Annotated in this window: 20 protein-coding genes; 15 read left to right on the forward strand and 5 right to left on the reverse strand. The window is 70.4% G+C overall.

Annotation, left to right across the window (positions count from 1 at the left end; genetic code table 11):
• The first annotated feature begins 141 nt into the window (after positions 1-141).
• From ACZ6MZ_RS07320 to ACZ6MZ_RS07330, 3 genes are all read left to right on the forward strand, one after another.
• Positions 142-1707, forward strand: coding sequence for a PucR family transcriptional regulator (locus tag ACZ6MZ_RS07320; protein ID WP_469350329.1), 1566 nt, complete (start codon positions 142-144; stop codon positions 1705-1707).
• 1206 nt (positions 1708-2913) lie between these two features.
• On the forward strand, positions 2914-4359 hold the full coding sequence (locus ACZ6MZ_RS07325; RefSeq protein ID WP_384184792.1) for an aldehyde dehydrogenase family protein: 1446 nt from the start codon (positions 2914-2916) through the stop codon (positions 4357-4359).
• A 233-nt stretch (positions 4360-4592) separates the two neighbouring features.
• Positions 4593-6566 carry an acyl-CoA dehydrogenase family protein gene (locus ACZ6MZ_RS07330; RefSeq protein WP_389791290.1) on the forward strand — a complete coding sequence of 658 codons (1974 nt, stop codon included), beginning with the start codon at positions 4593-4595 and terminating at the stop codon, positions 6564-6566.
• A gap of 130 nt (positions 6567-6696) precedes the next feature.
• Here ACZ6MZ_RS07330 and ACZ6MZ_RS07335 read toward each other — a convergent pair whose 3' ends face one another.
• Entirely contained in the window at positions 6697-7902 is a 1206-nt protein-coding gene (locus tag ACZ6MZ_RS07335) for a glycoside hydrolase family 64 protein (RefSeq protein ID WP_469350331.1), read from the reverse strand.
• A 214-nt stretch (positions 7903-8116) separates the two neighbouring features.
• On the opposite strand from ACZ6MZ_RS07335, the gene ACZ6MZ_RS07340 reads away from it, so the two are divergent.
• Positions 8117-8584 (forward strand): DUF4429 domain-containing protein, encoded by a 468-nt coding sequence (locus tag ACZ6MZ_RS07340; protein WP_469350333.1) that lies wholly within the window; start codon positions 8117-8119, stop codon positions 8582-8584.
• A gap of 105 nt (positions 8585-8689) precedes the next feature.
• Here ACZ6MZ_RS07340 and ACZ6MZ_RS07345 read toward each other — a convergent pair whose 3' ends face one another.
• A complete protein-coding gene (locus ACZ6MZ_RS07345) occupies positions 8690-9163 on the reverse strand; it encodes a YxiG-like protein (RefSeq protein ID WP_469350335.1) in 474 nt (157 codons plus the stop codon).
• Here ACZ6MZ_RS07345 and ACZ6MZ_RS07350 point away from each other — a divergent pair.
• The 8 genes from ACZ6MZ_RS07350 to ACZ6MZ_RS07385 all read left to right on the forward strand — a co-directional run bounded on the left by ACZ6MZ_RS07350 (position 9101) and on the right by ACZ6MZ_RS07385 (position 18831).
• Positions 9101-10462, forward strand: coding sequence for an MFS transporter (locus tag ACZ6MZ_RS07350; protein ID WP_469350337.1), 1362 nt, complete (start codon positions 9101-9103; stop codon positions 10460-10462). The genes ACZ6MZ_RS07345 and ACZ6MZ_RS07350 overlap by 63 nt on opposite strands.
• A gap of 63 nt (positions 10463-10525) precedes the next feature.
• Entirely contained in the window at positions 10526-11422 is an 897-nt protein-coding gene (locus ACZ6MZ_RS07355; protein WP_469350339.1) for a hypothetical protein, read from the forward strand.
• Between the two features lie 83 nt (positions 11423-11505).
• A complete protein-coding gene (gene dxr / locus ACZ6MZ_RS07360) occupies positions 11506-12780 on the forward strand; it encodes a 1-deoxy-D-xylulose-5-phosphate reductoisomerase (protein WP_389792601.1) in 1275 nt (424 codons plus the stop codon).
• The gene (locus tag ACZ6MZ_RS07365; protein WP_469350340.1) at positions 12777-14078 is read left to right on the forward strand and encodes a M50 family metallopeptidase; all 1302 of its coding nucleotides are present in this window, start codon (positions 12777-12779) and stop codon (positions 14076-14078) included. The genes dxr and ACZ6MZ_RS07365 overlap by 4 nt, the downstream gene beginning before the upstream one ends.
• 211 nt (positions 14079-14289) lie before the next feature.
• Positions 14290-15444: a flavodoxin-dependent (E)-4-hydroxy-3-methylbut-2-enyl-diphosphate synthase gene (ispG, locus tag ACZ6MZ_RS07370; RefSeq protein WP_384192876.1), complete on the forward strand. Its 1155-nt coding sequence runs from the start codon at positions 14290-14292 to the stop codon at positions 15442-15444.
• Between the two features lie 171 nt (positions 15445-15615).
• Positions 15616-16461 (forward strand): GNAT family N-acetyltransferase, encoded by an 846-nt coding sequence (locus tag ACZ6MZ_RS07375; protein WP_469350341.1) that lies wholly within the window; start codon positions 15616-15618, stop codon positions 16459-16461.
• 16 nt (positions 16462-16477) lie between these two features.
• Entirely contained in the window at positions 16478-17059 is a 582-nt protein-coding gene (locus ACZ6MZ_RS07380) for a GNAT family N-acetyltransferase (protein ID WP_469350343.1), read from the forward strand.
• 80 nt (positions 17060-17139) lie between these two features.
• The gene (locus tag ACZ6MZ_RS07385) at positions 17140-18831 is read left to right on the forward strand and encodes a proline--tRNA ligase (RefSeq protein ID WP_386878314.1); all 1692 of its coding nucleotides are present in this window, start codon (positions 17140-17142) and stop codon (positions 18829-18831) included.
• An 88-nt stretch (positions 18832-18919) separates the two neighbouring features.
• On the opposite strand, the gene ACZ6MZ_RS07390 is transcribed toward ACZ6MZ_RS07385, so the two are convergent.
• The 3 genes from ACZ6MZ_RS07390 to ACZ6MZ_RS07400 are packed head-to-tail and all read right to left on the reverse strand — an operon-like array spanning position 18920 to position 20764.
• Entirely contained in the window at positions 18920-19816 is an 897-nt protein-coding gene (locus ACZ6MZ_RS07390) for an aminoglycoside phosphotransferase family protein (RefSeq protein ID WP_469350344.1), read from the reverse strand.
• Positions 19817-19850: 34 nt separating this feature from the next.
• Complete coding sequence (locus ACZ6MZ_RS07395; protein ID WP_389792615.1) at positions 19851-20273, reverse strand: DUF4439 domain-containing protein; 423 nt, start codon at positions 20271-20273, stop codon at positions 19851-19853.
• Positions 20270-20764, reverse strand: coding sequence for a hypothetical protein (locus tag ACZ6MZ_RS07400; protein WP_389792617.1), 495 nt, complete (start codon positions 20762-20764; stop codon positions 20270-20272). Before ACZ6MZ_RS07400 ends, ACZ6MZ_RS07395 begins: the two co-directional genes overlap by 4 nt.
• A 187-nt stretch (positions 20765-20951) precedes the next feature.
• Here ACZ6MZ_RS07400 and rimP point away from each other — a divergent pair, with 187 nt between their 5' ends.
• The 3 genes from rimP (at position 20952) to ACZ6MZ_RS07415 (ending at position 22960) form a co-directional block, all read left to right on the forward strand.
• Positions 20952-21449, forward strand: a complete 498-nt coding sequence (gene rimP, locus ACZ6MZ_RS07405; RefSeq protein WP_384192893.1) for a ribosome maturation factor RimP — start codon at positions 20952-20954, stop codon at positions 21447-21449.
• Positions 21450-21451: 2 nt separating this feature from the next.
• A complete protein-coding gene (nusA, locus tag ACZ6MZ_RS07410) occupies positions 21452-22528 on the forward strand; it encodes a transcription termination factor NusA (protein WP_469350346.1) in 1077 nt (358 codons plus the stop codon).
• Between the two features lie 141 nt (positions 22529-22669).
• The gene (locus ACZ6MZ_RS07415; protein ID WP_389792627.1) at positions 22670-22960 is read left to right on the forward strand and encodes a YlxR family protein; all 291 of its coding nucleotides are present in this window, start codon (positions 22670-22672) and stop codon (positions 22958-22960) included.
• Positions 22961-22998 lie beyond the last annotated feature (38 nt).

The following is a 22998-nucleotide window of genomic DNA, read 5'->3' on the forward strand; positions in this document are numbered from 1 at the left end:
ACAAGTCGGCAGGCGCTCGACCCCTCGCTCGGTCGTACAAGATGGCAGAATCGAGGGACGCCGTTCATACGGGATGGCGTACTTCTCCGCGATGCGGCCCGCCGCACCGCCCGCCCTCTGCCGAAGGCCCTACGGTTCACCATGCCGCCCACCCTCGCCTCGCTCATCCAGCACTCGGCGCTCAACCTCACTGTGCGTGCGGGTGAGGACCGGCTCCAGACCCCTGTCCGCTGGGTGCACGCGAGCGAGCTCGCCGACCCCGTGCCGTACATGGAGGGGGGCGAGCTGCTCCTCGTCACCGCGACGACGCTGGACGCCGAGGATCCCGAGGCGATGGCGGGCTATGTGCGGCGGCTGGTGGGCGCCGGGGTGGTCGGGCTCGGGTTCGCCGTCGGGGTCAACTACGAGGACGTCCCCGAGGCGCTCGTCGAGGCCGCGCGGTCGGCGGGGCTGCCGCTGCTGGCCGTGCCCCGGCGCACGCCGTTTATCGCCATCAGCAAGGCCGTCTCGGCGGCCATCGCGGCCGACCAGTACCGGGCGGTGACCGCGGGCTTCGAGGCCCAGCGGGAACTGACCAGGGCCGCGCTCGCCGACGGTCCCGCGGCGCTGCTGGCCCGGCTCGCCGCGCATGTGGACGGCTGGGCGGCGCTCTACGACGCGACCGGCACCGTCGTCGCCGCCGCGCCCGAGTGGGCCGCGCGGCGGGCGGCCCGGCTGACCGCCGACGTGGAGCGGCTGCGGGAGCGGCCCGCGCCCGCGAGCGCGGTGGTCGGAGACGCGGACGACCGGGTGGAGCTCCAGTCCCTCGGCACGGGGAGACGCGTGCGGGGCGCGCTGGCCGTCGGGACGGCGGCGCCGCTCGGCACGGTGGAGCGGTACGCGGTGCACTCGGCCATCGCCCTGCTGACGCTGACGACGGAGCGCTCGCGGGCCCTTCAGGCGGCGGAACAGCGGCTGGGCGCGGCGGTGCTGCGGATGCTGCTGTCCGGGCAGCCGGACCATGCGCGGGCGGTGGCGGGTGATCTGTACGGGGGCCTGCTGGACGCGCCGTTCCGGCTGATGATCGGCGAGTCGGCGGAGTCCGCGCAGTCCGCGCCTGACGCGGGGGCCGATCATCCGCTCCAGGTGCTGGCCGAGGCGCTGGAGGCGGCGGCCGCAAGGGCGGGCGAAGCGGTACTGGCGGTCCCGGACGGCGAGGGGCGGCTCGCGGTGCTTGCGGTGGACGGCGGGGCGGTGGTCACGGCGGCCGAGGGATACGCCCAACGGGAGGCGGAGGAAGCCGGCGTGGTCGTCGGGCTCTCCGCGCCGACGGGGCCGATCGCGGCGGCGGGCGCGTACAAACAGGCCGAACAGGCACTGTCGGTGGCGCGCCGGCGCGGCCGGGCACTCGTCGAGCACGAGGAACTGGCGACCGGATCGATCCTTCCGCTGCTGGCGGACGACGCGGTACGGGCCTTCGCGGACGGCATGCTGCGCGCACTGTACGAACACGACGCGAAGGGCCGCGGGGACCTGGTGGCCTCCCTCCGGGCATGGCTGTCCCGCCACGGCCAATGGGACGCGGCAGCAGCCGACCTGGGCGTCCACCGCCACACCCTGCGCTACCGCATGCGCCGAGTAGAAGAAATCCTGGGCCGCTCCCTGGACGACCCGGACGCCCGAATGGAACTGTGGCTGGCCCTAAAAACAACCAAGCCCTCGCAGTAGCACCCCCACCCGCCGCCGCTGCCCGCAGGGGGGCCTGGGCGCGGGGCGGGGCTCGCGGGGCCCCGCGAGGCGGAACGAGACCCGGGACGGCTGCGCGCCGTGACGCGCCTCGCACCGCGAAGCCGGCGGCCGGTGGCGTGGGCGCAAGCACCCACGGCCCTTTCCCCACGCGGCTCCGCCGAGAGTCCGGCGCACGCCCGGGGTGGGCGTGAGCCCCGACCCTGCCCCGCCGCCGGGCGGGCTCGCGGGGCCCGGCCCGGAACGGCTACGCACCGTCGCGCGACCCGCGCCGCGAAGCCGACGCACGCCCTGACGCGTGCCCTGCCTTGCGTGCCGCAACTGGACCGATCGCGGCGCGGAACAGGCTGCGCGCGGTGTGGGGTGCGGGGCTGTGAGCGCCCCGCGGTTCTTTCGTTTCGCGGCTTCGCCGCGGCCCTGTCCTGCCGCCGGGCGGGGCTTGCGGGGGCCCGCCCGGGCCGCGCGCCGTGGCGCGACTCGCGCCGCGAAGCCGGCGCACGCCCTGACGCGTGCCCCGCCTTGCCCGCGTGCGGTCGGGCTTGCACGCCGTAACCGGGTGGATCTCGGCGCCGAACGGGCTGCGCTGTGTGGGGGCGCGGGGACGTAATTGCCCTGCGGCTCTTTCGTTCTGCGGCTCCGCCGCGAAGCCGGCGCCACAAGCCGGGGCGTGTGGGCGTGAGCCGCCCGGCCTGTCCTGCCGCCGGCGGCCTTGGGCGCCGCGATTGGGCTGATCGTGGCCCGGGACGGGCTGCGGGCCGTGGCGCTCTCGCGCCGCGAAGCCGGCGTGCGGCCCGGGCCGTGGGCACGGGCCCCGCCGCTGCTGTCCTGCCGCCGGCGGCCGGGCCGATCGCGGACCAGGAAGGGCTGCCGCGCCGGGGCGGGTCTCGCCGCCGCGAAGCTGGTGGCCGTGGGGGTGCGTGGGCGTGACCGCCCTGAGGCCCGGGGCGTGGGCGTGATCCCGCCGGGCAGGGCTCGCGTCGCGAAATCGGTGGGCGTGGGGGCCGGGGGCTTGTCTCCGGTTTCGGGGAGGGGCGGGGTGGGGGAGACACCGCGCCGCGCACGACAAAGCGGCGCAACCGACCGTCCCCACCACTCCACCCCGGACAAACGACCCCCCGCCCCCGCACCCCTACCGTGGGACGCAGACACGCAGACACCCCCGACTACTCGGAAGGGCCGGAACTCGCAATGACTTCCACCCACGCCTTCTGGCTCGCCGGCCGCCAGGCCACCGGCGAGGACACCCTCGACGTCACCTCCCCCTGGGACGGCCGGCTCGTCGGCACCGTCTCCGTTCCGACCGAGGATCAGGTCGAGGAGGCCGTCGCCGCCGCGCACGCCGTGCTGGACGAGTTCGCCGCGACCCCCGCGCATGTACGGGCCGCCGCCCTCGACCACGTCTCGCGCAGGCTCGTCGAGCGCACCGAGGAGATCGCCCAGCTGATCTCCGCCGAGAACGGCAAGCCCCTCAAGTGGGCACGGGGCGAAGTCGGCCGCGCCGTCTCCGTGTTCCGCTTCGCCGCCGAGGAAGCCCGCCGCTTCAACAGCGGCGACGCCCAGCGCCTCGACACCGACGCCGGCGGCGCCGGCCGCCTCGCCCTGACCCGCCGCTTTCCCCGCGGCGCCGTCCTCGGCATCGCGCCGTTCAACTTCCCGCTCAACCTGTGCGCCCACAAGATCGCCCCCGCCATCGCCGTCGGCGCCCCGATCATCCTCAAGCCCGCCCCCGCGACCCCGCTCTCCGGCCTGCTCCTCGGTGAGCTGCTGGCCGAGACCGATCTGCCGGCCGGCGCCTGGTCCGTCCTGCCCGTGCCGAACGACCGGATGCCCGCCCTCGTCCAGGACGAGCGGCTGCCGGTGATCTCCTTCACCGGCTCCGACAAGGTCGGCTTCGCGATCATGGACTCCGTCCCGCGCAAGCACTGCACGCTCGAACTCGGAGGCAACGGCGCCGCCGTCGTCCTCGCCGACTACGCGAGCGAGAAGGACCTCGACTGGGCGGCGACCCGGATCGCCACGTTCTCGAACTACCAGGGCGGCCAGTCCTGCATCTCCGTGCAGCGCGTGATCGCCGACGCCTCGGTGTACGAACGCCTCGTACCCAAGATCGTCGCCGCCGTCGAGACCCAGGTCACCGGCGACCCCGCCACGGACACCACCGACGTGGGACCGCTCGTCAGCGAGGACGCGGCCAAGCGGGTCGAGTCGTGGGTCGACGAGGCCGTACGGGCCGGCGCCCAGCTGCTCACCGGCGGCAAGCGGGACGGCGCGACCTACGCGCCCACCGTGCTCTCCGAGGTCCCCGAGGACGTCACGATCTCCTGCGAAGAGGTCTTCGGCCCGGTCCTCACGCTGCGCCGGATCGAGAGCGAGGCCGAGGCCTTCGCCGCGGTCAACGACTCCAAGTACGGTCTCCAGGCAGGCGTGTTCACCCACGACCTGCAGGCCGCGTTCCGCGCCCACCGCGCCCTTGAGGTGGGCGGCGTGATCGTCGGCGACGTCCCGTCGTACCGCGCGGACCAGATGCCGTACGGCGGCGCCAAGCAGTCCGGCGTCGGCCGCGAGGGCGTGCGCTTCGCGATGGACGACTACACGTACGAGCGCGTCATGGTGCTGACGGGCCTGGCCCTCTAGGCGCCAAGCCCGCCCCCGCACCACCAGGAACGGCCGGAGCCCGCGCAAACGCGAGCGGCTCCGGCCGTTCCCGTACGTCAACGTCAACGTCAACGTCAACGTCAACGCCAGCGGCAACGGCAACCGCTCCGCCCACAACTGGTGCAGGCGGCAGGAATCGGGTAGATACGGACGAGTAGAACCGGCCGGTAAAACCATCATTGGACCCGACTCCGCGGCGAGGTGAGTTCCTCATGTCCGCCCCATCCGCCCCATCCGAAGCATCCGCACCGCAGGAACCGCAGGGCAAGCCCAAGGTCACCGAGCGAGAAGCACGCCAGGTCGCCGAGGCCGCCCGTGAGCAGGGCTGGCGCAAGCCCAGCTTCGCCAAGGAGATGTTCCTCGGCCGCTTCCGGCTCGACCTCATCCATCCGCACCCGATGCCCGCCTCCGAGGACGTCAGGCGCGGTGAGGAGTTCCTCGCGAAGCTGCGCGCCTTCTGCGAGACGAAGATCGACGGCGCCCTGATCGAGCGCGAGGCCAAGATCCCCGACGAGGTGGTCAACGGCCTCAAGGAACTGGGCGCGCTCGGTATGAAGATCGACACGAAGTACGGCGGGCTCGGCCTCACCCAGGTGTACTACAACAAGGCCCTGGCTCTCGTCGGATCCGCCAGTCCCGCGATCGGCGCGCTGCTCTCCGCCCATCAGTCGATCGGCGTACCGCAGCCGCTCAAAATCTTCGGCACCCAGGAGCAGAAGGACACCTTCCTGCCGCGCCTGGCCCGTACCGACATCTCGGCCTTCCTGCTCACCGAGCCCGATGTGGGCTCCGACCCCGCCCGGCTGGCGACGACGGCCGTCCTGGACGGCGATACGTACGTCCTCGACGGCGTGAAGCTGTGGACGACCAACGGTGTCGTCGCCGACCTGCTCGTGGTGATGGCCCGGGTTCCCAAGTCCGAGGGCCGCAAGGGCGGCATCACGGCGTTCGTCGTCGAGGCGGACTCCCCGGGCGTCACCGTCGAGAACCGCAACGCCTTCATGGGCCTGCGCGGCCTGGAGAACGGCGTGACCCGCTTCCACCAGGTCCGCGTCCCCGCCGCGAACCGGATCGGCCCCGAGGGCGCCGGCCTCAAGATCGCCCTCACCACCCTCAACACCGGCCGTCTCTCGCTGCCCGCGATGTGTGTGGGCGCGGGCAAGTGGTGCCTGAAGATCGCCCGCGAATGGTCCGCCGCACGCGAGCAGTGGGGCAAGCCCGTCGCCCAGCACGAGGCCGTGGGCGAGAAGATCTCCTTCATCGCCGCGACCACGTTCGCGCTGGAGGCGGTGGTCGACCTGTCCTCCCAGATGGCCGACGAGGACCGCAACGACATCCGTATCGAAGCGGCCCTCGCGAAGCTGTACGGCTCCGAGATGGGCTGGCTGATGGCCGACGAACTGGTCCAGATCCGCGGCGGCCGCGGCTTCGAGACGGCCGACTCCCTGGCGGCCCGCGGCGAACGCGCCGTACCCGCCGAGCAGATGCTCCGCGACATGCGCATCAACCGTATCTTCGAGGGTTCCACGGAGATCATGCATCTGCTGATCGCCCGCGAGGCGGTCGATGCCCATCTCGCGGTCGCAGGCGACATCATCGATCCGGACAAGTCGCTGTCCGACAAGGCGAAAGCCGGTGCGCAGGCGGGCAAGTTCTACGCGCGCTGGCTGCCGAAGCTGGTCGCGGGACCGGGCCAGCTGCCGCGCTCGTACGCCGAGTTCCACCCCGCCGGCTTTCCGGACCTGTCAACGCATCTGCGCTACGTCGAACGCAACTCCCGCAAGCTCGCACGCTCCACCTTCTACGCCATGTCGCGCTGGCAGGGCCGGATGGAGACCAAGCAGGGCTTCCTCGGCCGGATCGTCGACATCGGCGCGGAGCTGTTCGCGATGAGCGCGGCCTGCGTACGGGCCGAACTGCTGCGTACGAGCGGGGAACACGGCCGCGAGGCGTATCAACTGGCCGATGTCTTCTGCCGGCAGTCCCGTATCCGCGTCGAGGAGCTCTTCAACCGGCTCTGGTCCAACACGGACGAACTGGACCGCAAGGTCGTGAGCGGCGTCCTCTCCGGCACGTACGCCTGGCTGGAGGAGGGCATCATCGACCCGAGCGGCGAGGGCCCCTGGATCGCGGACGCGACGCCGGGCCCGTCCGCACGGGACAACGTCCACCGGCCGGTCCGGTGAGACCGGCCGGTCCGGTGAGACCGGCCGATCAGGTGAGCCCCGCCGAGCCGCTCGGCCGTTGAACCGCTGAGGTCCCGGCCGGGTCACGTCCGTACGGCGGACGTGACCCGGCCGTCTCGCGTCAGATCGGTCAGTTGAACGGGTCCAGCGTGATGTACGCCTGCTGCGGGTTGCTGTCGTTCACCAGCGACTCGTAGTTGCCGACATCGTCGAAGGCGAAGGCGTACGCCTTGCCGTCAGCCATCTGCGCGTGGATCTTCCGGGCGTAGTGGTTGGTCACCGTGTCCAGATAGAAGTTCGCCGAACTCGTGTCGGGCTGGTTGGGGTTGACCAGCAGAGTGGACCGGTTGAAGCCCGCGCACAGCGTGCGCGAGATCGGGCCGCGTACGAGATCGTTGGGCGCGTCCAGCAGCTTGTAGCAGCCGAAGATGCTGTCGGCGTCCGGCTTCTGGAACGAGGTGACGACCGCTCCGGAGCTGTTCGTGAAGTTCATGACGTTGCCGGAGACCCGGCCGAAGTACTTGGTGTTCGGCTGGTCGCCGAACGGCGTCACCGTCAGTGTCGAGGTGGCGTACTTGGCCCACACCCGGTTGATGTAGTCGTCCATCACACCGGCCGGCAGAGCGCCCGACTCGACGCCGTGACCGGGCGCGAGGGCACGCAGGACGGTGCCGTCGGAGCGGGTCTGGATCAGATTGGCCCAGCCGCCCGGCTGACCCCTGAGGGAGTTGAAGAAGCCGTTGTAGCCGCCGGCCTTGAGGTGGCCGGTGGTCTTGGTGGTGCCATTGGGAATCTTGACCCCGACGGCGTACGGCGCCGAGAACATGTCGACCTGTGTGCTGTTGATCCACAGTCCGGCGTCATTGAGCGTGTACTCGGTCCAGTTGAACAGAATGTTCCGGTTCGGATCGGCCGGGTTCTGCACCGCGGGCTGCACGAGACCGCCGGTGGTCAGCCTGAACACGAGCTTCTGACCGTACGAGAAGTAGACCCGGCCGGAGAACTTCGGCATCCGGATCGTCGTGGACTGCCCGTTGGCCGGCCCGGCGATCGACGCGTCGGGCGCCGGTGTGGGCGGATTGCCCCCGGCGGGCCAGGCGTGGAACGTCCCGTTCGCGTCGGCCCAGCCCTGCTGGCCCGTCGTGAGCAGCGTCCCGAGGTTGTAGATGTAGACCGGGTCCGTGCGCCCGGAGTTGTTGGTGATGGTGAGCGGAATGGTCGTGGGAACCGCCGCTTCGGCAGCGACCGCGGGTCCGGCGGACGTGACGCCGGTGAACCCGGCGGCATAGATCACCGCGGCGGCCAGGGACGCCAGCAACTGTCTGGTACGGAACACGCTCTACCTCCTGCAGTGTGGGGTTGAGAGCGCTCTCAGAATCGGCCCACGGCTGAGACCTGTCAATGAAGCGGTCCCAACTTGCCTAATTCCCAACGACGTTGACCTGGCGGAGAGCTTCACGCCGGCCGGCCACGAAGCGCGGGGCCGAGGTCACGTCCAGCGCATCGAACCGCCCTGTGTCACGATGCCCCCACCAACAAGGGGGGCACGCATGAGCGAAGCACTAGGCGTCGGCGGACACGTCGCCTTCGACGGCCAGTACGTCACCATCACCCGCAAGGGATTCCTCGCCCGCGCCACCGTCGGCAAAGGCGAAAAGCGCCTGCACGTTTCGCAGATCAGCGCCATTCAATGGAAGCCGGCCGGCCCCATCATGAACGGCTTCATCCAGTTCACCCTCCCCGGAGGGAACGAGCGCCTCAGTCACTTCGGCAGCCAGACGTCCAGCGCCGGTAAGGACGAGAACAGTGTCGTCTTCGACAAGAAGCGTCAGCCCGAGTTCGAGGCCCTTCGCTCAGATGTCGAAGCGGCTATCGTCCAGCATCACGCCCCGAAACCTTCCGGAGCCCCGGCCGCTGAATCGCTGGCCGACGAGCTGACCAAACTGGCCGCGCTCCGCGACCGGGGTGTCCTGAGCCCGCAGGAGTTCGAGCAGCAGAAGGCGCGTCTTCTCGGCTGACCGCCCGACCTCACCGACCGACCCGGCCGCTTCCCCGGTGCGGCTGGGCTTTCGCACACCCGGTGGGCGGCCCATGTCCCCGCCGAAGCGGGTGGAGTCCGACCCCTAGTCCGTGACGAAAGGGGCGTACCCCGTCGGAACCACGCTCACCTGCAGGTCGGAGAAGAGCAGGGTGAGGTGGTGCGCGTTGGTCTCGATGCGCACCTCGTGAAATTCGACCCCGACGGCTCGCGCCCAGCGACGGGTCAACTCCGACTCGGGGAGGACCTTCGCGCCCGGGCACAGACTGTGCCACTTCACGCCCCAGACGTAACCTTCCAGGTCCACGCCGGTCGCGTGGTCGATAAGGCGATCGTCCAGGGATACCCGCCAGGCCTCGGCCGGCACTGACGTCTCACATCGGGCCTCTACGCAGTACCGGAAGAGATACCGCTCGTAGGCGGGCTCGACGCCGGTACGGGGATCCGCCGTCGCATAAACGATGACCTCGTAGTCGCGCATGTAGTTGGTGTAGCCGTGGTGCACGAGGGCCTGGTCGAAGGTCTCGTCCAGCATCTGCTGAAGTGTCGCGGCGTCCATGCCGCCGTTCTATCTCACCGGGCAACGCCCTCCGGGCCTTCGCTTATTGCGTTGCGACCACGTTCAGTGAGGGTCGATGATCCACGGGTGAGCCGTGGCCCGGACGACCTGACTCGTGGCCCGGACATCGTTCTTGTCTTTCTGCGATGGACGCGGATACGGGCACTGCTACACAACGGCTGGTGGCTGATTGCCAGCGTGTATCTGGTCGTCGACGCCCATCTCACCGCGGCTCAGCTTGTGCTCGTCGGAGCAGCTCAGGGGATCACCGCGCTCGTGTTCGAGGTTCCGGCCGGGGTGCTTGCCGATACCGTGAGCCGGAAGTGGTCTCTTGTCGTCTCCCACGGTCTGATGGGGACGGCGATGATGGCCACCGCGCTGGTGACCGACTTCTGGGCTGTGGTCGCCACGCAGATGCTGTGGGGTCTGTCATGGACTTTCGCCAGCGGCGCCGACGTGGCGTGGGTGACCGACGAACTGGCGCAGCCGGAGAACATCTCCGCCGTGCTGGTGAGGTCCGGCCGGGCTCAACTGACCGGCGCCGCGGTCGGCATGGTCGGGTTCGGGGTACTCGCCTCATTCACCGAGCGCGGCACGGCGATGGTGCTGGCCGGCGCCGCCATGCTTCTTCTCGGCCTGTACGTCGTGTTCCGTTTCCGCGAGGAGCACTTTGTGCCGGCTCGCACGAGACGGTGGTCGGCGTCCTGGTCGATTCTCGTGCGAGGGTCCGCGCTCGTGCGTCGTAGCAGGGCGATCCTGCTGGTGTTCGCGGCCACGTTCTCGGTCAACGGCGCTGCCGACGCCTTCGCCCGGCTGTACCCCCAGCGCCTGTTCGACGTCGGATTCCCTCCGGACCCCCTCCTCTGGTTCACCTCGCTCAGCATCGTCACGCTGCTGGTCGGTGCGCTCGCGCTGCGGACGATGGAGGCGCGCATGAACGACGTGCGGGCCGCTCAGCGCGGATATTCCTTGGCGTGCGTGGCCGGGGCGGTCGGCCTTGTCGGGCTGGCCGTCGCACCCGAGGACGTCAGCGGCAGCGCGGCCGTTCTGCTGGTGGCGGGGATCGCGCTGCCGCTGACGCGGACCATCGGCACCATCTGGGTGAACCAGCGGACCACCGCCGACGTCAGGGCAACCGTGCATTCCTTTCTCGCCCAGGCCGAGTACGCCGGTGAAATCGTCTGTGGCGCGACCGTCGCCGTGGTCGCTGGTGCGGCTGGGCTGCCCTACGCGCTCGTCGGTTGCGGGGTGCTGTTCGCCGTCACGATCTATCTGATCCGGCAGCTCGGTACCTCGTGACCTCGCGCCCGTCATGCCGCACAATCGAGCGTCGAGCGCGATCAACTCATCACGGGGGCAGGGATGTTCGGGACAGGGACGAAGCAGCGGCGGCGGGGGCTCGTGGCCGTGGTGGTGGGGGGCGTGCTGGTCGGGGCGGGTGCGTGCGGTGGCGGTGACGACGGCAAGGCTGGGAAGAGCGGCGCCACGTCTTCCGCCGTACCCTCCGCGCCGGCCGGTGGACGCGCGCCGCTCACCGAGAAGCAGCTGACCGCCGTCTCCTTCACGGACGGCGAGAAGATCGGCGCGTACACCGCCTCCGACTACTCCCTCGGCACGCCCCTCGGTGAGGACTACACCGCCGAGCCCGCCGTCTGCCAGCCGCTGGTCAGCCTCGCCAAGGGCGCCACCGCGTTCGGCCCCGCCGCCGAGGTCCACCGCAAGGTCGACATCCCCGACGAGATGCTCGGCCTCACCGTGGGCGTACAACTGCGGTCGTACGCGGCGCAGGACGCGACCGGCGTCATGAAAGCCCTGGAGACCGCGGGCCGGCAGTGCGCCGGCGGCTTCACCGAGGTCCGGGCGATGGTGCGGGCGACCTACCTGAAGGTGGAGCCCGCCAAGGCGCCGGACCTGGGGGACGAGGCGGCGGCGTACCGCTTCACGATCCTCGACGTGAAGGGGAAGCTGAAGCTGTACGAGTACCTGACCGTCATACGGTCCGGCTCCACCACGCTCGCCTTCCGCGCGGAGATCACCGGCACCAAGGACGTCGGGGGAGTGCCCGAGGAGATCGTCCGGGCCCAGTGGCAGAAGTTCCGGTCCGCCGCACCAGCCCCAGGCGCCACGAAGACCAAACGCACCGCGAAGACCCAAGGCACCGCGAAGACCAAAGACCCCGAGAAGAATCAAGACAGCGCAAAGACCCGGGCCCCGGGCGAGGCCGGAAAAGCCGGGAAGAAGGGAAAGAAGGGCTCATAGCCCCGCGCACAAGCACCGCACGAGCACCGCACAGGCGCATTCACAGGGGCGCGCTGTCTTCCCGTAGCGCGTATGAGGCAAGAATGGGGGGCATGAGCGACAGCCCAGCCCCTCTCGCCGATCCACATATCGCCTTCGGGCCGACCGAAGGCCGCCGGGACCTCGTCGTCCTCGGCTCCACCGGATCCATCGGCACCCAGGCCATCGACCTGGTCCTGCGCAACCCCGACCGCTTCCGTGTCACCGCGCTCTCCGCCGCGGGCGGACGCGTGACGCTGCTCGCCGAGCAGGCGCGGCGGCTGCGGGTCCGTACCGTCGCGGTCGCGCGCGAGGAGGTGGTGCCCGCGCTCCGGGAGGCGCTGCGGGCGGAGTACGGGACGGGCGAGCCGATCCCCGAGATCCTCGCGGGACCGGACGCGGCCACCGAGCTGGCGGCGTCGGACTGCCACACCGTGCTCAACGGCATCACCGGGTCCATCGGACTCGCCCCCACACTCGCCGCTCTCACGGCGGGCCGGACGCTCGCTCTCGCCAACAAGGAATCGCTGATCGTCGGCGGCCCGCTGGTCAAGGCACTGGCGAGGCCCGGCCAGATCATTCCCGTCGACTCCGAGCACGCCGCGCTCTTCCAGGCGCTGGCCGCCGGCACCCGCGCCGATGTGCGCAAGCTCGTGGTGACGGCGTCCGGCGGGCCCTTCCGGGGCCGTACGAAGGCCGAGCTGGCGGACGTCACCCCCAAGGACGCCCTCGCGCACCCCACCTGGGCCATGGGCCCGGTGATCACGGTGAACTCCGCGACCCTCGTCAACAAGGGTCTCGAAGTCATCGAGGCGCATCTGCTGTACGACATTCCCTTCGAACGCATTGAGGTGGTCGTCCACCCTCAGTCGTATGTCCATTCGATGGTGGAATTCAGCGACGGCTCGACCCTGGCCCAGGCGACCCCGCCCGATATGCGCGGGCCGATCGCCGTCGGTCTCGGCTGGCCGCTACGGGTGCCGGACGCGGCCCCCGCCTTCGACTGGACCAAGGCCTCGACCTGGGAATTCTTCCCGCTCGACGGGGACGCCTTCCCGTCCGTGGGACTCGCCAGGCAGGTCGGAACGCTGGGCGGCACGGCCCCGGCGGTGTTCAATGCCGCGAACGAGGAGTGCGTGGACGCGTTCCTGTCGGGCCGGCTGCCGTTCAACGGCATCATGGATACGGTCACCGAGGTCGTCGCGGAGCACGGTCACCCTCGTACGGGAACCTCGCTCACCGTGGCGGACGTCCTTGAGGCGGAGACCTGGGCCCGCGCCCGGGCCCGTGACATGGCAGAGAAATTCAGCGAAGAACGGCCAGCGGAGGCTCGCGCATGACGATCCTGTTGACGGTCCTCGGCATTGTGCTGTTCGCCGTGGGACTGCTCTTCTCCATCGCCTGGCACGAACTGGGCCATCTGTCGACGGCCAAGCTGTTCGGCATCCGGGTGCCCCAGTACATGGTCGGCTTCGGGCCGACCATCTGGTCGCGGAAGAAGGGCGATACGGAGTACGGGCTCAAGGCGATCCCGCTCGGCGGCTACATCCGCATGATCGGGATGTTCCCGCCAGGACCCGACGGCCGGATCGAGGCCCGCTCCACCTCACCCTGGCGCGGCATGATCGAGGACGCCCGCTCGGCGGCTTTCGAGGAGCTGCAGCCCGGCGACGACACCCGCCTCTTCTACACGCGCAAGCCGTGGAAGCGCGTGATCGTGATGTTCGCGGGTCCGTTCATGAACCTCATCCTCGCGGTCGTCATCTTCATCGGCGTCGCGATGAGCTTCGGTTTCCAGACCCAGACCACCGAGGTCGCCGGCGTCCAGCAGTGCGTCATCTCGCAGAGCGACAAGCGGGACACCTGTGAGAAGGGCGACAAGGTCTCGCCCGCCCGCGCCGCCGGACTCAAGGAGGGCGACAAGATCGTCGCCTTCAACGGGCAGCGCGTCGAGGACTGGTCCACGCTGTCGAACCTGATCCGCAAGACGATCGGCCCGGCCACCATCACCGTCGACCGTGACGGCACGGAGAAGGTCCTGCACGCCACGCTCGCCAAGAACGTGGTCGCCGAGAAGGACTCCGACGGAGAGATCGTCCCGGACAAGTACGTCCCCGCCGGCTATCTCGGCTTCGCCGCCTCCACCGAGATCGTCCCGCTCTCCTTCCCCCAGTCCGTGGACCGCATGGGGACCATGATCGGAGACGGCGTCCAGTCGATCGTCGCCCTTCCCTCCAAGATCCCCGACCTCTGGAGCGCGGCCTTCGGGGACGGTCCGCGCAAGGACGACTCACCGGTCGGCGTGGTCGGCGCGGCACGCATCGGCGGCGAGGTGATGACGCTGAACGTCCCGGCGCAGAACCAGATCGCGATGATGCTGTTCCTGCTCGCGGGCTTCAACCTCTCCCTCTTCCTCTTCAACATGCTGCCGCTGCTCCCGCTCGACGGCGGCCATATCGCGGGCGCGCTGTGGGAGTCGCTGCGGCGCAAGCTCGCGCGGGTCTTCAGGCGGCCCGACCCGGGCCCGTTCGACGTGGCGAAGCTGATGCCCGTCGCCTATGTCGTGGCGGGGATCTTCATCTGCTTCACCCTGCTCGTCCTGGTCGCCGACGTCGTCAACCCCGTCAAGATTTCCTAGCGGCGCTACCCACCGGACAGAATCTGGTTCTGCACCGTTTCGCGGCGGCCGGGCACCTTTCGTGTCCGGCCGCTCACGACCTGGTGCGAGTCGTTCCCTTTGGGCCGACTTTTCGTGGGGATGTGCTCCGGCGGCGCGCGGTGGCGTAATCTCGGGGGCTGGAGCCCGCCGATCTCGGGACCTTGATCCACACCTTGGGGTTGCACAGCAGATGACTGCAATTTCGCTCGGAATGCCGTCCGTTCCGACCAAGCTCGCCGACCGAAGGGTCAGCCGGAAGATCCAGGTCGGGTCGGTCGCGGTCGGTGGGGACGCACCGGTGTCGGTGCAGTCGATGACGACGACGCGTACGTCCGACATAGGGGCGACGCTGCAGCAGATCGCCGAGTTGACGGCGTCGGGCTGTCAGATCGTGCGCGTGGCGTGTCCGACGCAGGACGACGCGGACGCGTTGGCGACGATCGCGCGGAAGTCACAGATTCCGGTGATCGCGGATATTCATTTCCAGCCGAAGTACGTGTTCGCGGCGATCGACGCGGGCTGTGCGGCGGTACGGGTCAACCCCGGGAACATCAAGCAGTTCGACGACAAGGTGAAAGAGATCGCGAAAGCGGCTCTGGCATCGCGGACGCCGATCCGGATCGGGGTCAACGCCGGTTCGCTGGACGCGCGTCTGCTGAAGAAGTACGGCAAGGCGACTCCCGAGGCGCTGGTGGAGTCGGCGCTGTGGGAGGCGTCGCTGTTCGAGGAGCACGGCTTCCAGGACATCAAAATCTCCGTCAAGCACAACGACCCGGTCGTGATGGTCAACGCCTACCGGCAGTTGGCGGCTCAGTGCGACTACCCGCTGCACCTGGGTGTGACGGAGGCCGGTCCGGCGTTCCAGGGCACCATCAAGTCCGCGGTGGCTTTCGGCGCGCTGCTGGCCGAGGGCATCGGCGACACGATCCGGGTCTCCCTGTCGGCGCCGCCGGTCGAGGAGGTCAAGGTCGGCCTTCAGATCCTGGAGTCGCTGAATCTGAAGCCGCGCCGGCTGGAGATCGTCTCGTGCCCGTCCTGCGGCCGGGCCCAGGTCGACGTGTACAAGCTGGCGGACGAGGTGACGGCCGGTCTCGAAGGCATGGAGGTCCCGCTGCGCGTGGCCGTCATGGGCTGTGTGGTGAACGGTCCCGGTGAGGCCCGTGAGGCCGATCTCGGCGTCGCGTCCGGCAACGGCAAGGGCCAGATCTTCGTCAAGGGTGAAGTCATCAAGACCGTGCCGGAGTCGAAGATCGTGGAGACCCTGATCGAAGAGGCCATGAAGATCGCCGAGCAGATGGAGCGGGACGGAATCCCCTCCGGAGAGCCCGAAGTCTCCATCAGCTGACGCCTCTCGGCCGGCGCCGGCCCCCTCGGCCGACCGCCGCCACGTTCCGTAACGGGTTCCCCAGCCGCCGCCCCCGGGCATTGGCTGGGGAACCCTCTGTTGTGAGCGGCACGCCGGGAAACCGGCGGGTACAGTGCGGAGAATCAGCAGACCGTATGGTGAGGCCCCCTCGTGTTGACGCAGACCACCACCCGGGTCCTCGAGCCCGGCGAACTCGGCGCCGCGCTCGCCATCCTGGAGAGCGAGCCCGTCGACAACGCCTTTGTGACATCCCGCGTACAGGCAGCGGGACTTGACCCCTGGCGCCTCGGCGGCGAGATGTGGGGCTGGTACGCGGACGGACGGCTCCGCTCACTCTGCTACTCCGGCGCCAATCTCGTCCCCATCTGCGCCACCCCCGAGGCCGTGCGCGCCTTCGCCGAACGCGCCCGCAGAAGCGGCCGCCGCTGCTCCTCGATCGTTGGTCCCGCCGAGCCCACCACCCAGCTGTGGCAGCTGCTGGAGCCCAGCTGGGGCCCCGCCCGTGAGGTCCGCTCCCACCAGCCGCTGATGGTCACCGAGCAGCTCTCCGCGACGGTCGCGCCCGACCCCCTCGTACGCCGGATCCGTAAGGACGAGCTGGAAGTGATCATGCCGGCCTGCGTGGCGATGTTCACCGAGGAGGTCGGCATCTCGCCGCTCGCGGGCGACGGCGGGCTGCTCTATCAGGCGCGCGTGGCCGAACTGGTCGGCTCCGGAAGGGCGTTCGCCCGGATAGACGACGGCCGGGTCGTCTTCAAGGCCGAGATCGGCGCGGCCACCCCGCAGGCCTGCCAGATCCAGGGCGTCTGGGTCGACCCCGCGTACCGCGGCCGGGGCCTGTCCGAGTCGGGCATGGCGGCGGTCGTACGGTACGCGCTCGCCGATGTGGCACCCGTGGTGAGCCTGTACGTGAACGACTACAACACCCCGGCCCGCGCCTCGTACCGCCGCGTCGGTTTCCGTGAAGTGGGCGCCTTCATGAGCGTGCTCTTCTGAAAGTAGGGTTCGGCTCATGCTGAGCATTCCCGGGAACAACCCCCGGACCCCCGACGTACAGGTAGGGCCGGTCGATCTCGCCGCGCGCGTCGACGAGGCGCTCGCCGTGCAGGCCCTCGCCTTCGGGCTCAGCGACGACGAGATCGGGGTACGCCGCCATATCGTGCTCCGGCATCTGCTCTACCCCGGCTGCCGCGCCCTCGGCGCGACCACCGCGTCCGGCCGGCTCGTCGGGTTCGTGTACGGCCTGCCGAACGACCGCGCCCACTGGTGGTCCACGATCGTCGAGCCGTATCTGCGCACCACCGGCTCCGACGGCTGGCTCGACGACTCCTTCGTGATCACCGAGCTGCACGTCCACCCGGAGTTCCAGGCGCGGGGCATCGGCCGCGCCCTGATCACCACCCTCGCGAACGGCGCCGCGCAGCCGCGGTCGATCCTGTCCGCGATCGACACGGAGAGCCCGGCCCGGCGGCTGTACCGCACCCTCGGTTACGAGGACCTCGCCCGCCAGGTCCTCTTCCCCAGCGCCCCCAAGCCGTACGCCGTGATGGGAGCCCCGCTCCCGCTGCCCGGAGCCGCTGCCCGGACCCGGTGAGCGCCGTATCTGATTTCCGCCTGCCGGTGCGCCCCGGCTAACCTCCTGGCATCAGCCGACAGAACGCAGGAGTGCTCCCCATGTCCCAGGTCCAGCGCATGTCCCGTTTGATGGTCAAGACATTGCGCGACGACCCGGCGGACGCCGAGACCCTCAGCCACAAGCTGCTCGTCCGCGCCGGATACGTCCGCCGCACGTCCGCCGGCATCTGGAGCTGGCTGCCGCTGGGCAAGAGGGTCCTCGACAACATCTCACGCGTGGTCCGCGAGGAGATGGACGCGATCGGCGCGCAGGAGGTGCTGCTGCCCGCGCTGCTGCCCAGGGAGCCGTACGAGGCCAGCGGGCGCTGGGAGGAGTACGGCGATCTGCTGTTCCGCCTCAAGGACCGCAAGGGTGGGGACTACCTGCTGGGCCCGACGCACGAAGAGATCTTCACGCAGGTCGTCAAGGACCAGTGCACGTCCTACAAGGACCTGCCGGTGATGCTCTACCAGATCCAGACGAAGTACCGCGACGAGGCCAGGCCGCGCTCCGGCGTGCTGCGCGGCCGTGAGTTCCAGATGAAGGACTCGTACTCCTTCGACTCCACGGACGAGGGCCTGGCCGAGTCCTACGCGCTGCACCGCGCGGCGTACCAGAAGATCTTCGCCCGTCTCGGCCTCGACTACCGGATCGTCTCCGCGGTCTCCGGCGCGATGGGCGGCTCGGCTTCGGAAGAGTTCCTGGCCCCGGCCGCGGCGGGTGAGGACACGTTCGTGGACTGCCCGGCGTGCGACTACGCCGCCAACACGGAGGCGGTCACGTTCGCCGCCCCGGCGGCCGACGGCGCCGGGCACGGCCCGGTCGAGGAGCTGGACACCCCGGACACCCCGACCATCGAGACGCTGGCCGCGCACCTCGGCGTGCCGGCCTCGGCGACGCTCAAGAACCTGCTCGTCAAGGTCGACGGCGAGATCACCGCGGTCGGCGTCCCCGGCGACCGCGAGGTGGACCTCGGCAAGCTCGGCGAGCACCTCGCGCCCGCGGTGGTGGAGCTGGTGACGGCCGAGGACTTCGAGGACCGTCCCGATCTCGTACGGGGCTATGTCGGACCGCAGGGCCTCAAGATCCGCTACATCGCGGACCCGCGCGTCGCGCCCGGCACCGCCTGGGTCACCGGCGCCAACAAGCCCGACACACACGCCCGCAACGTGGTGAGCGGACGAGACTTCGAGGTCGACGACTACCTCGACGTGGTCGTCGTCGAGGAGGGCGACCCCTGCCCGGCGTGCGGTACGGGCCTCAAGCTCGACCGCGCGATCGAGATCGGCCACATCTTCCAGCTCGGCCGCAAGTACGCCGACACCTTCCAGCTGGACGTGCTGGGCCAGCAGGGCAAGCCGGTCCGCGTGACCATGGGCTCGTACGGCATCGGCGTCTCGCGCGCCGTGGCGGCCCTGGCCGAGCAGACGGCCGACGAGCAGGGTCTGTGCTGGCCCCAGGAGATCGCCCCGGCGGACGTGCATGTCGTCGCGGCGGGCAAGGCGCTCCAGACGGAGCTGGCGCTCGACGTCTCCGAGCAGCTCGCGGCGGCCGGCCTGCGCGTGCTGGTGGACGAGCGCCCCGGGGTCTCCCCGGGCGTGAAGTTCACCGACGCCGAACTGATCGGTGTCCCGCACATCCTGGTGGCGGGCCGCCGCTCCGCCGAGGGCGTCGTGGAACTGAAGGACCGCCGCACGGGCGAGCGCGAGGAGCTGACGGTCGCGGACGCCATCGCCCGCCTCACGGCCTGATCGCCTGCGCTTCCCACGGCCGGCCGCCCACGGGCCGTCGGCCGTGGGAAGCGAGAGGGCTCAAGACCTAGCCTTCGGACTGACTCGTCTAGAGCCAGCCCGCGAACTCCAGCAGCAGTTCCGCGGTCTGGCGGCGGCCGGTGCGCAACGCCCGGACGCCTGACTCCACCGCGCGGAAAAGCGTCCAGCCGCGCAGCCGCTCGTGGTCCAGGTCCAGGGAGTCGGCGAGCTTGTTGACGCGGCGGCGGGCCGACGAGGCGCCGGACGAGGCCGCCACCAGGTCTTCCACGCGGTCGCGCACCAGCCGGGCCAGGTCGTAGGCGCACTCGCCGACCAGCGGCTCCGGGCCGACCGCGAGCCAGGGGGCGCGGTCGCCCGCGAGGACCTTGCCCTGGCGGAAGGCGCCGTGCAGGAGCCGCACCTCGGTGGAGGGGGCGGCGCAGAGCTCGTCGCGCGCCGTCAGGGCCGCGGAGACGAGGGACGTGAGGGTCTCGTCGCTCGTCGCCCGCAACGCCGACGCCTGACGTGCGGTCCGCTCGGTGACCGTCTCGAAGCCGTGGTCCACGGGCGGGTCGACCCACAGCCGGCGTACCGTACCCGCCGCTTCGAGCAGCGCCTTCGCCTCGGGCAGGGACCGCAACGACATCTCGGGGTGCAGGCGCTCCAGGAGTAGCGCGCCGTCAGCGGCGTCGAGCAGTTCTACCGCCCCCCAGCCCTTCCAGTGCGCCAGCGCCGCCCGCTCCAGCGAGGGAGCCGCGAACGGCGGGGCGATCTTGAGCGTGGCGGGGGAGCCGTCGGGCTGCCGTACGAGCATCACCAGGCTGCTCCTGCCGCCCGGCGCCATCACCCGCTCGACGTCCAGCTTCCGCCGGGCGACCTCCTCGTCGGCGAGGGCGGGCAGCTGCCCGAGCCAGTCGGCGGCGGCCGCGTTCCCATACGTCTCGCCGAGCGTGCGCACCAGACGCTGCGGCGGTTCGAAACCCATACGTGCGTTGTTCCCTTTCAGAGCCCGAAGAGGCTCACGCGCGCTCGGCGAGCCCAGGAAAGGCTACGCCGCTCCCGCGCCAGCGCACCGCGCGTACCGCCGCCTCGCGTAACGCCCCTGCGGCCTCCCGGCGCAGGGGCCCTTCCGCGGCCCGTACGAGATCGGAGTAGACGCCCGCGATCCGGTCCTCCAGACCGGCGGCGAGCCGTACGGCGGCGGCGGAGTCGGGGACCGCGAACGGCAGGGCGTACGCGGCCGCCGCCACGGCCGGTTCGCCGCCGAGGTCGCGCACGGTCCGCGCGAGGGAGTCACGCCGGGCCCGGTGCGCGGCGTACGCGGCGGTGGCCTCGGCGCGGCGGTCCTCGCCGACCCGGCCGCCGACGACTCCGTACCCGTACACGGCGGCATGCTCCGCGGCGAGTGCGGCCTGCGCGGCTGTCAGCGCACCGGTGCTCACGAGCGGGATCCTTCCGTCAGCAGATAGGCGTGCGCGGCGCTCGCCGCCGCGAGGGAGGCCAGCAGCCGGGCCAGCTCCGGAGGCGCCTCCATGAGCGCGGAGGTGTGCGCGGCGGCGGTACGGCGCTCGGCCGCGGCGAGCGCCTTGAGCGCGTCCGCCGGTTCGTCCGCGACGACCGCCGAGCCGGGGGCCGCGCTCTTGGACGGGGTGGCGGAGGCGGACGGCTTCGCGGACCCGGGCGCCTTCGGTGCCAGCGCGCTCACATGCCGCGCGACAGCGGCCCGCAGCGGAGCCAGCTGCTCGCTCTCCCCCGGATGCAGCTCCAGCACGGCGTCGTACTGTCCCAGCAACGCGCGGCTGGTGCCGAAGGAGCGGAGCCGCAGCGCGCTCTCGGCCCGGGCGGCGCCCGCCGGCCCCCCGGCCCCGCCGTCGGCGGGATCCGTCGAGGAACAGGCGGTCAGCAGACCCGCCGCCGAGGCGCTCGCGGCCATGAGCGCATGCCTCCGTGTCGTCCCCGTGCGCCCCACGCGTCTCTCCTCGGGCATCGCGATGATCATGGCAGGCGAGCGTACCCGCGGGTCATCCACAGGTGGACGGCAACACCCCTTGGGACCGGATACCCTTTGGTCTGACACACGACGATCCCACAACAGCAGACGCGGCCGAGGAGTCACCCGGATGAGCACCACCCAGAGCGAAAGGCTGCGCGGACTGCTGGAACCGCTCGTCAGCGCGAAGGAACTCGATCTGGAAGAGGTCGAGGTGTCCCGGGCAGGCAGGCGTCGTGTGCTGAGAGTCGTGGTGGATTCCGACGAGGGCGTGGACCTCGACGAGTGCGCCGAGCTGAGCCGCACCATCTCCGAGAAGCTCGACGAGACGGATGCGATGGGCGAGGACGAGTACCAGCTCGAAGTGACCTCGCCGGGAGCGGAGCGCCCGCTGACCGAACACCGCCACTATCTGCGTGCCGTCGGCCGGCTGGCCAAGTTCCAGCTGAACGAGGACGGCGAGCTGGTGGCCCGCATCCTCACCGTGGACGACGAGGGACTCGACCTCGAAGTGCCGGGCGTGAAGGGGCGCAAGCCGACCGCCCGCCGTATCGAGTTCACGCAGATCGCCAAGGCGCGCGTGGAGATCGAGTTCAACCGCAAGGACAAGAAGGAAGAGGAGGCGTAGCCGTGGACATCGATGTGAAGCTCCTGAAGGGCTTGGCACAAGAGAAGGAGATCCCCTTCGATCTGCTGGTCGAGGCGATCGAATCGGCCCTCCTCATCGCCTACCACCGCACGGAGGGCAGCCACCGGCGGGCCCGTGTCGTGCTCAGCCGGGACAACGGCCATGTCACGGTGTGGGCCAAGGAGGACCCGGCCGATCTGGAGGAGGGGCAGGAGCCCAAGGAGTTCGACGACACCCCGTCGGACTTCGGCAGGATCGCCGCCACCACCGCCCGCCAGGTCATCCAGCAGCGGCTGCGGGACGCCGAGAACGACGTCACCTTCGGCGAGTACGCGCGCCGGGAGGGCGATATCGTCGCCGGCCTGGTCCAGCAGGGCAAGGACCCGAAGAACGTCCTCGTCAAGCTGGACGACAAGCTGGAGGCCATCCTTCCGGTGCAGGAGCAGGTGCCGGGCGAGGAGTACACGCACGGTCTGCGGCTGCGTACGTACGTGGTCCGCGTGGCCAGGGGGGTACGCGGACCTTCGGTGACGCTGTCCCGTACGCACCCCAATCTGGTGAAGAAGCTCTTCGCGCTGGAGGTTCCGGAGATCGCGGACGGCTCGGTCGAGATCGAGGCGATTGCCCGCGAGGCCGGCCACCGCACCAAGATCGCGGTCCGGTCGACACGATCCGGTCTCAATGCCAAGGGCGCCTGCATCGGCCCGATGGGCGCGCGCGTCCGCAATGTCATGGCCGAACTGCTCGGCGAGAAGATCGACATCGTCGACTGGTCGGACGACCCGGCCGAGATGGTGGCGAACGCGCTGTCGCCGGCCAGGGTCAGCAAGGTCGAGGTCGTCGACCTCGGTGCCCGCTCCGCGCGGGTGACCGTGCCGGACTACCAGCTGTCGCTGGCGATCGGCAAGGAAGGCCAGAACGCCCGGCTCGCCGCCCGGCTCACCGGCTGGCGCATCGACATCCGCCCGGACACGGAGCAGACGGACGACGACGCCGACCGGGACCGCGGCGGTGACCGGGACCGGGGCGCCGACCGTGACCGCGGTGGCGACCGTGACCGGGGCCGCGACCGCGGCTGATACCCGCGCAGCATGACCCGCGGAGAGATCCTGTCGCGCCGCGGCAGGATCTCTCCGGTCATCGACGCGATCTTTTTGGCCAGCAAGTGTTCGAATCTTGCCCCGAACGGGTGAGGTCGGTGCGGGGAGGTAGACTTGAGCGTGTCTGGCCGGACGAGCGACCGAGCCTGCCCTGAGCGAACCTGCGTGGGGTGCCGGGAGCGAGCGGCCAAGAGCGATCTGCTGCGCATCGTGGTGATCGAAGAACAATGTGTTCCCGATCAACGCGGTAGGCTGCCCGGCCGGGGTGCGTATATGCACCCCGCCTTGGGTTGTTTCGATCTGGCGGTCCGCCGCCGTGCGTTCCCCCGGGCCTTCCGGGTCCAGGGACCGCTCGACAGCGCGGAGCTGCGCCGGACCGTTCACGCAATCACAGCGCAGGCAGCACCGTAAGAAGAAGTACGGCACGGAGCCCCGTGCGGTTCAAGTAC

The sequence above is a fragment of the Streptomyces sp. NPDC042201 genome (assembly GCF_055582185.1).